The 14199-nt window shown below is 66.2% G+C and carries 13 protein-coding genes and 1 tRNA gene; 10 read left to right on the top strand and 4 right to left on the bottom strand.

Annotated features, from left to right (window positions below; translation table 11 throughout):
• Positions 1-507 precede the first annotated feature (507 nt).
• Positions 508-1677, top strand: coding sequence for an MFS transporter (locus tag QE393_RS04735; RefSeq protein WP_310042330.1), 1170 nt, complete (start codon positions 508-510; stop codon positions 1675-1677).
• A 297-nt stretch (positions 1678-1974) separates the two neighbouring features.
• On the opposite strand, the gene QE393_RS04730 is transcribed toward QE393_RS04735, so the two are convergent.
• The 4 genes from QE393_RS04730 to QE393_RS04715 all read right to left on the bottom strand — a co-directional run bounded on the left by QE393_RS04730 (position 1975) and on the right by QE393_RS04715 (position 4016).
• Positions 1975-2051 (bottom strand) — tRNA-Val (locus tag QE393_RS04730).
• Positions 2052-2139: 88 nt separating this feature from the next.
• The gene (locus tag QE393_RS04725) at positions 2140-2652 is read right to left on the bottom strand and encodes a DUF2937 family protein (RefSeq protein ID WP_263258971.1); all 513 of its coding nucleotides are present in this window, start codon (positions 2650-2652) and stop codon (positions 2140-2142) included.
• Between the two features lie 18 nt (positions 2653-2670).
• Positions 2671-3444, bottom strand: a complete 774-nt coding sequence (locus tag QE393_RS04720; protein ID WP_027596905.1) for a class II glutamine amidotransferase — start codon at positions 3442-3444, stop codon at positions 2671-2673.
• 98 nt (positions 3445-3542) lie between these two features.
• Positions 3543-4016 carry an MFS transporter gene (locus QE393_RS04715; RefSeq protein ID WP_310042327.1) on the bottom strand — a complete coding sequence of 158 codons (474 nt, stop codon included), beginning with the start codon at positions 4014-4016 and terminating at the stop codon, positions 3543-3545.
• An 89-nt stretch (positions 4017-4105) separates the two neighbouring features.
• Between QE393_RS04715 and QE393_RS04710 the strand changes: the two genes are divergently transcribed.
• The 9 genes from QE393_RS04710 (at position 4106) to QE393_RS04670 (ending at position 14199) form a co-directional block, all read left to right on the top strand.
• On the top strand, positions 4106-6127 hold the full coding sequence (locus QE393_RS04710; protein WP_310042326.1) for a S9 family peptidase: 2022 nt from the start codon (positions 4106-4108) through the stop codon (positions 6125-6127).
• A gap of 53 nt (positions 6128-6180) precedes the next feature.
• Positions 6181-6936, top strand: coding sequence for an SRPBCC family protein (locus QE393_RS04705; RefSeq protein ID WP_310042324.1), 756 nt, complete (start codon positions 6181-6183; stop codon positions 6934-6936).
• Between the two features lie 215 nt (positions 6937-7151).
• Positions 7152-8003: a MurR/RpiR family transcriptional regulator gene (locus QE393_RS04700; RefSeq protein ID WP_310042323.1), complete on the top strand. Its 852-nt coding sequence runs from the start codon at positions 7152-7154 to the stop codon at positions 8001-8003.
• A 41-nt stretch (positions 8004-8044) separates the two neighbouring features.
• The gene (gene ddpX, locus QE393_RS04695; protein ID WP_310042322.1) at positions 8045-8620 is read left to right on the top strand and encodes a D-alanyl-D-alanine dipeptidase; all 576 of its coding nucleotides are present in this window, start codon (positions 8045-8047) and stop codon (positions 8618-8620) included.
• A 106-nt stretch (positions 8621-8726) separates the two neighbouring features.
• Positions 8727-10292 (top strand): ABC transporter substrate-binding protein, encoded by a 1566-nt coding sequence (locus QE393_RS04690; protein WP_310042320.1) that lies wholly within the window; start codon positions 8727-8729, stop codon positions 10290-10292.
• A gap of 48 nt (positions 10293-10340) precedes the next feature.
• Positions 10341-11357, top strand: a complete 1017-nt coding sequence (locus QE393_RS04685) for an ABC transporter permease (protein WP_273809173.1) — start codon at positions 10341-10343, stop codon at positions 11355-11357.
• Position 11358: 1 nt separating this feature from the next.
• Entirely contained in the window at positions 11359-12234 is an 876-nt protein-coding gene (gene ddpC / locus QE393_RS04680; RefSeq protein WP_310042319.1) for a D,D-dipeptide ABC transporter permease, read from the top strand.
• Position 12235: 1 nt separating this feature from the next.
• A complete protein-coding gene (locus QE393_RS04675; protein WP_310042317.1) occupies positions 12236-13219 on the top strand; it encodes an ABC transporter ATP-binding protein in 984 nt (327 codons plus the stop codon).
• Positions 13216-14199 carry an oligopeptide/dipeptide ABC transporter ATP-binding protein gene (locus tag QE393_RS04670; protein ID WP_310042315.1) on the top strand — a complete coding sequence of 328 codons (984 nt, stop codon included), beginning with the start codon at positions 13216-13218 and terminating at the stop codon, positions 14197-14199. Before QE393_RS04675 ends, QE393_RS04670 begins: the two co-directional genes overlap by 4 nt.

Below are 14199 nucleotides of genomic sequence, written 5' to 3'. Positions count from 1 at the left end.
TCCGCTTCGATCACAGCGTGCAGAACGGGCAAACACGAAAAGGGCGACCGCTCGGATCGCCCTTTTCCATGACCTGTCACCGATGCAGATTTCGTTTGCCAGGCCCGACGGGACCCAAGCCCATACCCCTCAGGCAAAAGACCCTGGTGAGACCTGCTCACAGCCGCTGGCGCCCAAGCCCTCAAGATGCCCAGACAGAGGCTGTCGCTGCAGGAGAGGCCATCGGTTTGTGGCTGCACCCAAATCTGTCGGCGCGCTGAAGCTCCGCTCCACCCACGGATTCGCCCAGGTCTTCACCCACCCTCCCCGCAGGCAGAGCTACCAGGTACTGCGATACCTCGACGCCAGGCAGCTGCCACCCCGCTCTGATCAGGCATGGCCGTCCAGCTCTGCGCATACAACCTTGAATGCACGGTTTTGCGCACTCTTGCTTAATCATGCATGATCAGCTAAGACTGGTAGGAGGTGCGATCACCTCTACAGCCGCCTTATCTTGGAGCGCCGCCAATGCAACATGTGCAACTCGCCACCAGACAGCCTTCGGGAGCGATCGAGCAATGGGCAACTCGCGCAGGCTTTTTGATTGCGGGTTCTGCCATGGCCGCGTGGGCACCCCTGGTGCCCGTCGCCAAGGCCAGGATCGGCGCCGATGATTCGACGCTTGGCCTTCTGCTGCTTTGCCTGGGTCTGGGATCCATCGTCGCGATGCCCATCGTCGGCATCCTTGCCAGCCGCCTAGGATGCCGCGCGGTGATCGCGGCCAGCTCGGTGGCTCTGGCCCTGGTGCTGCCGCTGCTTGCCGTCGCCGATTCGATTTTCGGCATGGCCATAGCCCTGGCCCTGTTCGGAGCAAGCGTCGGCGCCCTGGACGTCGCGATCAACATCCAGGCCGTGATGGTCGAGAAGGACAGTGGTCGCAACATGATGTCCGGCTTCCACGGCCTGTTCAGTGTCGGCGGGATCGTCGGCGCCGGCGGCATGAGCGTCCTGCTGGGGGCTGGAATCCAACCGCTGACTGCGACCCTGGTGTTCAGCGCGCTGCTGATCGCTCTACTCGCGGCTTCAATCAAGGGTCTGCTGCCCTACGGCAATCATGACGCCGGGCATACCCCGCTGTTCACGCTGCCGCGCGGGATCGTCGCCTTCATCGGCCTGCTCTGTTTTCTGATCTTTCTCGGCGAAGGCGCGATCCTGGACTGGAGCGCCTTGTTCCTGATCGATGCGCATGACGTCGATCCGGCGCAGGCCGGCTTCGGCTACACGGTATTCGCGTTGGCGATGACCATTGGCCGCCTCACCGGCGACCGGATCGTGAAGGCACTGGGCAGCCTGAAGGTCGTCGTAGGCGGCGGTCTAGTCGCCGCGGCAGGCTTCCTGATGGCGGTTCTGGCACCTAGCCAGCCCCTTGCCTTCGCAGGCTTTCTGCTCGTGGGCCTTGGCGCTTCCAACATCGTCCCCGTGCTCTTCAGTGCCGCCGGAAGGCAGACCCGGATGCCTGCAAGCCACGCCATCGCAGCGATTACCACCATCGGCTACGCCGGCATTCTCATCGGTCCGGCCGCGATCGGCTTCGTCGCGCAGCATTGGAGCCTGAGTGCAGCGCTGCTGCTGGTGGGTGGCGGAATGGCGTTCGTCGCGCTCACGTGGCCGATGACCGCCCGCCAGCAAGCCGCCTAGCGCTTCGCCTTCCTGGGGGCGAAGACCCTGGCCCAGCGGCCTGCCGCTGGAATGACTCAGTTCATGAAGAATGCCGAGCAGCAGCGCCAGCGGCCTGCCATGAAGGCTTGGCGGCCATTCAAGGACGGCGGGCGACGGCGGAATGGCTGCGCCGCGCCATTGGTCATCGAATCCGGAATCGCCAGGACGGATCTGAAGCCCTGACCACTGGGCACTTTCCCAATCCATCCCCAAACGAAAAAAGGCGACCCTTTCGGATCGCCTTTTTTCTTACCCGCCAGCAGTGCGGGTTTTGTTTGGTAGGCACGATTGGATTCGAACCAACGACCCCCACCATGTCAAGGTGGTGCTCTAACCAACTGAGCTACGTGCCTGCTGTGGGTGCGCATTCTACAGCGCGGGACTTTAGCGTCAAGCCCTTTTTTCAGCTAAACGCCTGAAAACGTGAAATTTTTTTGAAAGCTAGGACACCCGCCGGGCCGGACGCCGCGGATAGAGCAGGATTGAAAGCCAGAGCGCGAGGGTTTCCACCGTTACCGCCAAGGCCAATCCCAGCCCTATCCCCCAGCCGATGGCTTCGGGGGTAAGCACTACCTGATAGCGATACTGCCGCAGGGTCTCGTCGCGCAGTTCGCTGTTGGGCGACACCAGGATGTGCCAGGCCCGCTGGTACCAGGGCCCCTGCAGCGCCTGCCATTCCTCGTTGAACAGCGCATTACGACGTATCAGGATGCCAAGGCTGTCGGCATCGCTGCGAAAGACCGGATCGTCACTGGCCTGATAGTGCGCCAGCAGACCCTCGAGACTGCCCTCGAAGTACTGCTGCGCGGTCTGCCTGAAGCCGCTCAGGGCCTGATCGGACTCCAGGCGATGGGCATCCACGCGCTGCTCGTAGTCGAGCATGAAGCCGGGAATCTGCACCCCTACCAGCAAGGCCAGGGTGAACAACAGCAGACGAATATAACTGCGCAGCATCGTGAAGTGGTTTCCTGTCTAGACGCGGCCCTGGGAGACGATCTCGCCATCCCACCAGAGATGCCATTCCCCCGGCTGGTGCAGGGTCCAGACCTCGTCGGAAGTCAGTGGCTCGGTGGCGATGATGGTGACGACGTCGTTGGGCGTGGTCTCGGCCTTGAAATCGATGTGGACTTCCGCATCGCGCAACTGGGCCGGACCGAAGGGGGCGCGGCGGGTGATATGGGCGAGCTTTGTTGTGCAGAAGCTGAACAGCCAGTCGCCGTCGCTGAGCAGGCAATTGAAGACGCCCTTCTTGCGAAAGCCATCGCAGGCGTTCACCAGCTGCGGCAACAGCATCTCGACCGGGACGGGTTCGGGAAAGCGCTCGCGGACCTGATCGAGCAGACTGCAAAAGGCCGTCTCGCTGTCGGTATCGCCCACCGGACGATAGAAACGCGGCTCGGGGTGGAAATCCTGCAGCTGGCCGTTATGGGCGAAGCTCCAGTAGCGACCGCCCAGTTCCCGCACGAAGGGGTGGGTATTGGCCAGATTGACCGACCCGACGTTGGCGTGGCGGATATGGCCGATCACCGTATGGCTCTTGATCGGGTAGCCCTGGACCAGCTTGGCCACCTCGGAATCGGCGCCTGGCAGGGCATCCTTGAACAGGTGCAGGCCCCTGCCCTCGTAGAAGGCCACGCCCCAGCCGTCCCGATGCGGACCGGTACGCCCACCGCGCTGCATGAGGCCCTGGAGACTGAAGACCAGATCCGTGGGCACGTTGGCACTCATGCCCAGCAATTCGCACATGTCCGTCCCTCCGGGGTGGCTGCCTGGTTCAACGGCGGCTGCAGCCGCTGCCCTTCGCCAGCATGCTGAAGGGGTCACGTCCTGGGCGCAAGCCTGGATTACAGACGGGGTTCGACGCGCTCGCTACGGCCCCGGGGTTCGCGGCGCTCGACCGGGGCTGCCGGGGCCCGTGGGGCCACCGGCGATTCCGGTTGCGGATCATCCGTCGGCGCTGCTGCAGCGACCGGTTCCGGACGCGGATGGGAGCGACGGTACAGCCAGCGACAGAGGACGAAAATCAGGTAGAGCACTATGCCGATGGTGCCGGCAGCCGCCAGGTTGGCCACGGCCGACCAGGCGCTGTTGCCCACCTTGAACACCAGATCCAGCACCGTCACGGCGATCGCCGGGGCATAGAGGCCATGCTCGGCATCCACCAGGGCCGGCGTCACCAGCAGCACGGCCACCACCAGCCGGATGGGTTCGCGCAGCCAGCGCCAGAGCCAGCCGGTGGCCTTGAAAGACACCACCAACAACAGCAGCGCGGCGATGGCGTAGACGGCCCAGGCGATCAGGTACTCTTGCTCGGTCATTGCGATCCATGGCGATAGCGGAAAGGAGAAGCCTATGATAGCGGTTTTGCCCCGCCCGCGTGCTCTTGCGCGGCGCCCAAGGAGCCCGCATGACCCAAGCCCCCACTGCCCGCCGCGCCCCCGGTGACGATCCCTACGTCTGGCTGGAGAGCCGCGACGCCCCCGAGGTGCTGGCGCACCTGGAAGCCGAGAACGCCTACCTGGAAGCCGAGCTGGCGCCCGAAGCCCCCCTGCGCGAACAGCTGTTCGAAGAGATCCGCGCGCGCATTCGCGAGACGGACCTGTCGCTGTCCGTCCCCCGCGGCGACTATCTCTATTATCAGCGCACCCAGGCCGGCGACGAATACGGCCGCAACTATCGCTGCCGTCGCCCGGCCAATGGCGACCTGACGCCGGATCCGGCGACCGAAGAGTTGCTGTTCGACGGCAACGCCATCGCCGACGGCGGCTTTCTCTCGGTCGGCCGCTTCACCATCAGCCCGGACCAGACTCGGCTCGCCTACAGCCTCGACCAGGTCGGCGACGAGACCTACCGGCTCTATGTGAAGGAACTGGCCACCGGCGAGGTGACCGAACTGCCCTTCGAGGAGTGCGACGGCAGCCTGACCTGGGCCAATGACAGCCGCACCCTGTTCTTTGGCGAGCGCGACGAATCCCATCGTCCGCACAAGCTCTATCGCTACCACCTGGGCGATGCCGAGCCGCAACTGGTCTTCCACGAGACCGACGGACGCTTCTTCCTCGGCTGCTATCGTTCGAGCTCCGAGCGCAAGCTGCTGCTGCTGTCGCACAGCAAGACCACCAGCGAAGCCTGGGTGCTGGACGCGGATCGGCCGGACGAGGCCTTTGTCTGCCTGGCGCCCCGCAAGGAAGGCCACGAGTATTTCCCCGACCATGGCGTCGATGGCTGGTACATCCGCAGCAACCAGGACGGCATCAACTTCGCGCTCTACCAGGCCGCCGAGGACAGCCCCACCCGTGCGCACTGGCAGCTGGTGGTGCCCCATGACCCGGACGTGATGCTGGAGGATGCCAGCCTCGGCGCCCAGGCGCTGGTGCTGAGCCTGCGTACCGCCGGCCTGCCGATCCTCGAGGTGCGACCCTACGGCCAGGCACCCTATCGCGTCGACCTGCCGGACGAGGTCTACAGCCTGGATGCCATGGACGTGCTGGAATTCGACAGTCCGGTCATGCGCCTGCGCTACGAGGCGCTCAATCGCCCCGCCGAAATCCGCGAACTGGACCTGGCCAGCGGTACCCAGCGAGTGCTCAAGCAGGTCCCGGTGGAAGGCCCGTTCGACGCCGATGCCTATGAAAGCCGCCGCCTGTGGGCCACCGCCGCCGATGGCACCCGTATCCCCATCAGCCTGGTCGGTCGTCGCGACCTGCCGCAGAGCGCCCCGCTGTACCTCTATGGCTACGGCGCCTACGGCCATAGCCTCGATCCCTGGTTCTCCCATGCCCGCCTGAGCCTTTTGGATCGCGGCGTGCGCTTCGCCATCGCCCATGTGCGCGGCGGCGGCGAGCTGGGTGAGGCCTGGTATCGCAGCGGCAAGCTGGAACACAAGCAGAACACCTTCGATGACTTCATCGCCTGCACCGAGCATCTGCTGGAACAGGGCCTGACGACCCCGCAACAGGTGGTCATCAGTGGGGGCAGCGCCGGCGGTCTGCTGATCGGCGCCGTGCTCAACCAGCGTCCGGACCTCTATGCCGCCGCCATCGCCGAGGTGCCCTTCGTCGACGTGCTCAACACCATGCTCAAGCCGGACCTGCCGCTGACCGTGACCGAGTACGACGAGTGGGGCGATCCGAGCGAGCCCGAGGTGCGCGCGCGCATCGCCAGCTACGCGCCCTACGAAAACGTGAAGGCCCAGGCCTATCCGGCCATCCTGGCGGTGGCCGGCTATCACGACACCCGGGTGCAGTACTGGGAAGCCGCCAAATGGGTGGCGCGGCTGCGCGAGCGGCGGACCGATCAGGCGCCCCTGCTCCTGCTCAAGACCGAATTCGACGCCGGCCATGGCGGCATGAGCGGGCGTTACCAGGCCTTGCGCGACGTGGCCCTGGAATACGCCTTCATCTTCCGGGTACTGGGCCTCACCGGCTAGGGAACGGCAGGGGCTCTGGGCAGGTCTTTTCCACAGCCAAAGGAGAATCTGCCATGCACCTAGATGCCCCCACTCCCACTCTCGCTCCTCCGCCTCGCGACGCCGCTGCCATCAAGGGCGTCGAACGCCTGGCCTCCGTGGCCGGCGGTGGCCTGCTGATCAGCCGCGGCCTGGCGCGTGGCGGTCTGCTCGGCCTGCTGACCGGCGCCACCGGTGCCTGGCTACTGAACCGCGGCCTGCGCGGTCACTGCTCGATCAAGCGCACCCTGACCAAGGTGCGTTTCGAGCGCGACGTCCGCCGTTCGCTGGCCTGGCATTCGGCGGCCTCCCAGACCCGCCGGGTCGTCATCGCCCGCCCCCGCGATGAGCTCTATCGCTTCTGGCGCGACTTCTCCAATCTGCCAATCTTCATGCGCCATATCGAACGCGTGGACGTGCTCAACGACCGCTATTCCCACTGGGTGGTCAAGGCGCCCATGGGGCGTTTCGAATGGGACGCCGAAGTCACCGACGACGAACCGGGCCGGCTGATCGGCTGGCGCTCGTGCGGTTACGCCGGCCTGAACAACCTGGGCTGGGTCAGCTTCGCCGATGTGCCCGGTGGCACCGAGGTGACCGCGGTCATGGCCTACGAGCCGCCAGCCGGGCGCCTCGGCCACCTGTTCGCCCGCCTGCTGCGCCGCGACCCCGGCACTCGCATCGCCCAGGACCTGGCCGAGCTGAAGGTGCTGCTGGAACGCGCCCATGCGGTTAGCGATCGCTATGGCGCCGTCGAGCGCACCTCGCACATGGAGTCGCCGCTGGGCTGACCTCCGGCTGTATCGCGGCGTCTCGTCCGGGACGCCGCTACCATCCTCCTGGCCATTCAGCCTCTAGCGACTTATCTCCCAACGACCCCTGAATCCGCTTTGCGACACCTCGGTGACAACCGGCGTGCGACCTCTTGCGACGCCTGGAAAACCAATGTTAGCTTTCGAACAACGGAGCTTTTAATGACAGCTCGATAACATTGCGGATCTGCACCTTGACCAAGCCGCTGTTCTTCCAAGCCCTCGAAGGCGCCTTCGCCGACCTTACGCCCACCGGCAAACGCGTCGCGGGCTACCTGTTGGCCAATCCGGAAAAGCTGCCCTTCGAGACCGCCGACAGCATCGCCCAGCGCACCAACACCACCGGCATTTCCGTAGGCCGGCTGCTGCGCTCGCTGGGCTATCGCAACCTCGACGACGTCAAGCAGAGCCTGAGAGACGAAGGCCTGGAAGCCTGGCGCATCACCGACCGCTTCAGTGCCTTTCGCCAGCAGAGTGGACGCAGCGACGCCCTGGACCGTTCTTTGGCCGCCGAGCTCGCCGCCATCGAGGACGTCTACCAGCAGGCCCGAGGCCCGGTGTTCGAACAGGTGGTGCAGCAGCTGACCGGCGCGGACGCCGTGTTCATCGCCGGTATCCAGACCACCCGCGGGGTGCTCGGCAGTTTTCACAGCCTGCTGGAATACATCCGGCCCAAGGCCTTCTACGTCGACGGCCTGTCGGGCACCTACGCCGATATCTTCAACAGCGGCTTCGCCCGGCCCTACCTGGTGGTGGCCGACTTTCGCGCCTACTCCAGCGTGACCCGCAAGCTCTGCGAGAGCGCTCGCGATGCCGGGCTGCCCATGGCGCTGATCACCGACTACCACTGCCCCTGGGCGCGGGACTATCCCGCCGACCTGCTGCAACTGCGCCTGGAAGTCGACCAGTTCTGGGACTCCCTGGCGCCGCTGGCCTGCCTGCTGAACCTGCTGGTGTCAGCGGTGGCGGATCGTTCGGGCGATGCCCTGGAACAGCGTCTGGCCAGCAACCGCGCCCTGCAGCAGCGCTTCGGGCAATTCGAATGAGCCCTGGCCCTCTTCTTCATCCCAAGGAAGCACCCCGTACCGTGAACCATCCAGAACTCGTCGAGATCGACGCCGACCACTACGGCGTCGCCATCCACCTGGTCTATGCGACCGCCGACAACCTGGCCGGCAAGGTGCTCTACCAGGACGCCCACTGCCTGCTGCACCGGGATGCCGCCGTCCGCCTGCAACGCGCCAGCGCGCTGGCGCAGCAAGCCGGTCTGCGCCTGCAGGTGCTGGATGCCTACCGCCCGCCCTATGCCCAGCAACTGCTATGGCGGGTGCTGCCGGACGCCCAGTACGTGAGCGATCCGGCGCAGGGGTCGCACCACAGCCGCGGCGTGGCCGTGGACGTGACCCTGCTCGACGAGGCCGGTGAACCGCTGGACATGGGTACCGGCTTCGACGACATGCGCGAGCTGTCGCACCTGTTCAATCCGGCGCTGCCCGCCGCCGCCCAGCGCAACCGCCTGCTGCTGCTGGGCATCATGCAGAGCGCCGGCTTCACCTTCATTCCCAGCGAGTGGTGGCACTTCGAACTGCCCGACGCCCGCCGCTATGCACTGATCGACTACCACCATCTCAGCCAGGAGGAGCTCGCCGCCCTGCTGAACTGATCCTGCCGGCGACCGGGTCATTCGAATCCGGCGCCGCGAGCCCTTCGCTCGACCGCCTTGCCCACTGCCGAAACACCCATAAACCCAAACAATCCGAGGTACCGGCATGTTCTCGTCTTCGCGCACCCACGTTTCATCGGCGTCCCGCGTGCTCGCCCTGGTTTCCCTGCTGGGCCTCGGCGCCTGGCAACCGGCCAGCGCCGCCACCGCGACCGACACCCTGGTCATCGGCAAGCCTGCGGATCTGCAGACCGTCGATCCGGGCGTGACCTTCGACAACAACGACTGGACCGTGACCTATCCGGCCTACCAGCGCCTGATGCGCTACAAGGTGGAAGACGGCAAGGGCAGCACCGACGTCGAGGGCGACCTGGCCATCGGCTGGACCGTCTCTCCGGACAACCTGGTGTGGACCTTCACCCTGAAGCCCGGCAACAGGTTCGACGATGGCAGCGAGGTCACGGCCGAGGCGGTCAAGTTCTCCGTCGAGCGCCTGATGAAGCTCAAGCAGGGCCCGTCCAGCATCTTCCCGGCGGACATGGCTGTGACCGTGGTGGATCCGCAGACGATCAGATTCATCCTGCAGAAGCCCTTCGCGCCCTTCCTCTTCGCCCTGGCCCACGACGGCGCCAGCGTGATCAACCCCAAGGTGGCCGGCACCCACGGCAAGGACGTGGACGCCTGGCTGGCCGGCCACACAGCCGGCTCCGGCGCCTATCGCCTGGCCGCCTGGCAGAAGGGCCAGTCGCTGACCCTGGAGCCCAACCCGCACTACGCCGGCCAGGCGCCCACGCTCAAGCAGGTGGTGATCCGCATCATCGCCGAGCCATCGGTACGGCGCCTGCAACTGGAACAGGGTGACCTGGACATCATCGAGGACCTGCCCGAAGACCAGGTCAAGGCCCTGGCGCAGAAGTCCGGCTTCGTCACCACCGCCTACCCCTCGCTGCGGGTGACCTACCTCTACCTCAACAACAGGCGCGCGCCCCTGAACGACGTCAACGCGCGCAAGGCCGTGGTCGACTCCCTCGACTACCAGGGCATTGTCGAAGGCATCGCCATGGGCAAGGCCAAGCTCATGAACGGTCCGATCCCGGACGGCATGTGGGGGCATGATCCGAGCCTGCCAATGCCCAGGCAGGATTTGGAAGCCGCCCAGACCGCCCTGGGCAAGGCGCCCAAGGTGCGGGAGCTGCAATTCCTCTACTCGGACAAGGATCCGGCCTGGGAGCCCATCGGCCTGACCCTGCAGGCAGGCCTGGGCACCCTTGGCGTCAACCTGAAGATGGAGAAGCTGGCCAACGCCACCTTCCGCGAACGCCTGGGCAAGGGCGACTTCGACGTCGCCATCGGCAACTGGAGTCCGGACTTCGCCGACCCCTACATGTTCATGAACTTCTGGTTCGACAGCACCAATGCGGGGCTGGCGGGCAACCGCGCCTTCTACAGCAATCCCAAGGTGGACCAGCTGCTGCGCGACGCCGCCAGCGTCAGTGACGTGGCCCAGCGCAAGGCGCTGTACCAGGAGGCCCAGAAGATCGTGGTGGGCGACGCCGCCTACGCCTACCTCTACCAGAAGGCCTACACAGTGCCGATGCGCGCCGCGGTCAAGGGGTACGTGTTCAACCCCATGCTCGAGCAGGTCTTCGATTTCGCTGCGATGTCCAAGTAAGGGCGACGGGTGCCGGCGCGCTCCGGCACCCGCCTCGCGAGGTATGCCATGGCCTTCTTCCACCTGCTGCGCAAGCAGCTGACCGATATCCTCATCGTGGTGATCGGGGTGTCCCTGATCACCTTCGTCATCTCCCACCTGATCCCGGGCGATCCGGCGCGGCTGATCGCCGGCGAGCGTGCCAGTGACGAGATCGTCGCCGGCATCCGTCAGCAGCTGGGCCTGGACCTGCCGCTCTACCAGCAATACTTCCGCTACATGGGGGACCTGCTACAGGGCGATCTGGGGCAGTCGATCCGCACCCATCGCCCGGTGCTGGAAGACCTCCGGCTGTTCTTCCCGGCCACCCTGGAGCTGGCCCTGGCGGCGCTGCTGCTGTCGATCCTCATCGGCGTGCCGCTGGGCGTGCTCTCGGCGGTCTACAACAACCGCTGGATCGACCACATCAGCCGTACCCTGGCGGTGGCCGGCATCTCCACCCCGGCCTTCTGGCTTGGCCTGGGGCTGATCGTGCTGTTCTACGGGCACCTCGGCTGGCTGCCGGGCGGCGGGCGCCTGGACCAGGGGCTGACGCCACCGCCCGCGGTGACCGGCTTCTATCTGATCGATACCCTGCTGGCGGGGGATCTCACCGGCTTCGTCAGCGCGGCCAGGCACCTGTTGCTGCCGGCGGTGACCCTGGCCTTCGTCAACCTGGGCGTCATCACCCGGCAGATCCGCGGCGCCATGCTCGAACAGCTGGGCGAGGACTATATCCGCACCGCCCGCGCCTACGGTCTGTCGCAGACCACCGTGGTGCTGCGCCACGCGCTGCCCAACGCACTGATTCCCTCCATCACGGTGATCGGCCTGGCCCTGGGCGACCTGCTCTATGGCGCGGTGCTCACCGAGACCGTGTTCGCCTGGCCAGGCATGGGCGCGTACGTGGTCAAGTCGATCCAGGCGCTGGATTTCCCGGCGGTCATGGGCTTCGCCATCGTGGTGTCCTTCATCTACGTCCTGCTCAACCGCTTCATCGACCTGCTCTACCGGCTGGTCGATCCCCGCATCGGCAAGGTGAACTAGCATGACGACCCTGACCGCCTCGCGCCCCAGCTGGCGCGAGCAGACCGCCTGGCTGGCCTGGCGCATCCGCCGCAATCCGCTGATGCTCACGGGGCTGGTGATCACCCTGCTGGTGCTGCTGTGCATGGCCGCCGCGCCCTGGCTGGCGCCCTATCAGCCCAACGCGCTGAAACTCACCGCCCGCCTGCAGGCACCCAGCGCCCTGCACTGGTTCGGCACCGACGAGGTGGGTCGCGACCTGCTCAGCCGGGTGATCTACGGCAGCCGCCAGTCGGTGGGCGTCGGCCTGTTCGTGGCCTTTGCCGCCTGCGCCATCGGCGGCCTGCTCGGCTGCCTGTCGGGCATCGTCGGCGGCGCCTTCGATCGCCTGATGATGCGCCTGATGGACATCATCCTCTCGGTGCCTTCGCTGGTGCTGATCATGGCCCTGGCCGCCGCCCTCGGGCCGAGCCTATTCAACGCCATGCTGGCCATCACCCTGGTGCGCATCCCCTTCTATGTGCGCCTGGCGCGCGGCCAGACCCTGAGCATCCGCCAGCTAGCCTACGTCCAGGCAGCCCGCACCTTCGGCGCCGGCAAATGGCACCTGGTGCACTGGCACGTGGCACGCAACGCCATGCCGCCGCTGCTGGTGCAATTCAGCCTGGACATCGGCAATGCAATCCTCATGGCATCGGCACTGGGCTTCATCGGCCTCGGCGCCCAGCCGCCCACCGCGGAATGGGGCGTGATGGTCGCCAGCGGCCGCAATTTCATCCTCGACCAGTGGTGGTACTCGACCTTCCCGGGCCTGGCGATCCTGGTGACCGCCATCGGTTTCAACCTGCTGGGCGATGGCATCCGCGATCTGCTCGATCCTCGTCAAAAGGGCAAATGACATGGGCCAGCCCGTTCTGCACATCGACCAGCTGAATCTGGAATTCCCCGGCTTTCGCAGCAGCGCCAAGGCGCTCAACGGCGTCAGCCTGAGCGTGGCCCCCGGCGAGATTGTCGGCGTGGTGGGCGAGTCCGGCTCGGGCAAGTCGGTGACCGCCATGCTCACCCTCGGCCTCCTGCCACCCGGCAGCTACCGGGTCACCGGCGGCAGCGTCAATCTGGTGGGCCACGACATGCTCGCCTTGAGCGAACGCCAGCTGATGGAAGTGCGCGGCCGCGAGGCAGCGATGATCTTCCAGGAGCCGATGACCGCGCTCAATCCGACGCGGCGCATCGGTCGCCAATTGCTGGACGTGATTCGCCGCCATACCGCGCTGGATGCCGCCCAGGCCCGCGCCAAGGCCATCGAGCTGCTCAAGGACATGCACATCGCCGATCCCGAGCAGATCCTCGAACGCTATCCCTTCGAGCTGTCTGGCGGCATGCGCCAGCGCATCATGATCGCGCTGGCCTTCTCCTGCGATCCGCAGCTACTGATCGCCGATGAGCCGACGACTGCGCTGGACGTCACGGTGCAGCGTCAGGTGCTGCTTCTGCTGCGCGAAAAGGCACGGGCTCGGGGCACCGCCATCCTGTTGATCACCCATGACATGGCCCTGGTCGCACAATTCTGCGATCGCGTCTATGTGATGTACGCCGGCGGCATCGTCGAACAAGGCGCTACCGCGGCGGTCATGCAGGCACCCCGGCATCCCTACACCCAGGGCCTGATGGCCTGCCTGCCGGAAAAGGCGGTGCCGGGCAGCGACCTGGCCAGCATCCCCGGACAGGTGCCCAACCTGGCCCAGCTGCCTGACGGCTGCAGCTTCAAGGATCGTTGCAGTCGGCGCCATGAGCGCTGCGAGACGCGCCCCGCGCTGCTGCCGACGGACACCCCCGATCACCTGAACGCCTGCTGGCTGCAGGCGGAGGACGCTCCGGCATGAACACCCTTTCTCCGCCTGCCGTACCGCTGATCGAGCTCAGCGGCGTCGAGGTTCGCTATCCAGTGGGCCGCGACTGGCTCGGGCGCACGAAGGGCCAGGCCCATGCCCTCAACGGCATCGACCTGCGGCTCTTTTCCGGCGAGACCCTGGGCGTGCTCGGCGAATCCGGCTGCGGCAAGAGCACCCTGGCCCAGGTCCTGATGGGGCTGGTGGACCCGGTAAGCGGCTCCCTTCAGGGCACGGCCCGTGGCGAGCGCAACATCCAGATCGTCTTCCAGGACCCGCAGTCCTCGCTGGATCCGCGCCTGCCGGTGTGGAAGCTGATCACCGAGCCGCTGGTGGTGCGGGGTCGCAGCTCCTCTGTCGAATTGCGTGCCCTGGCCGAGCGCCTGGCGGTGCAGGTCGGTATCCGTCCCGAATACCTGGATCGCTACCCGCACCAGTTCTCCGGCGGCCAGCGCCAGCGCATCGCCATCGCCCGGGCGCTGTCGTCGGATCCGGACGTCATCATTCTCGACGAGCCCACCTCGGCCCTGGACATCTCGGTGCAGGCCCAGATCCTCAACCTGCTGGCCCAGCTGCAACGCGAACGCGGCCTGACCTTCGTGCTGATCTCCCACAACGTCTCGGTGGTGCGCCACCTGGCCGACCGGGTGGCGGTAATGTACCTGGGGCAGATCGTCGAGCTGGGGGCGGCGGCGGAGGTGCTGGAGCAGCCCAGCCATCCCTATACCCGACTCCTGCTGGAAGCGGTGCCGCGGCTGGATCAGCCGCTCACGGGCAATGCCGCAGCGCAGCGCACCGAGTTGCCGGGCAACCAGGTGCTGCCGAGTGGCTGTTTCTTTCGGGATCGCTGTCCGCAGGCGGGCGCCGGTTGCGAGCGACCCCAGGCGCTACTGCCAGGTGAGTTGGCGGAGGTACGCTGCCATCGCGCAACGGGCCTGACCGCACTGCGGCGGACCAGCCCCGCGGCGGTCTGA

The sequence above is a fragment of the Pseudomonas sp. SORGH_AS_0211 genome, assembly GCF_031453455.1.
Taxonomy (GTDB): domain Bacteria; phylum Pseudomonadota; class Gammaproteobacteria; order Pseudomonadales; family Pseudomonadaceae; genus Chryseomonas; species Chryseomonas aestiva.
The sequence above is the reverse complement of the archived record's forward strand: the minus strand, read 5'-3'. Positions and strand labels throughout refer to the sequence as shown.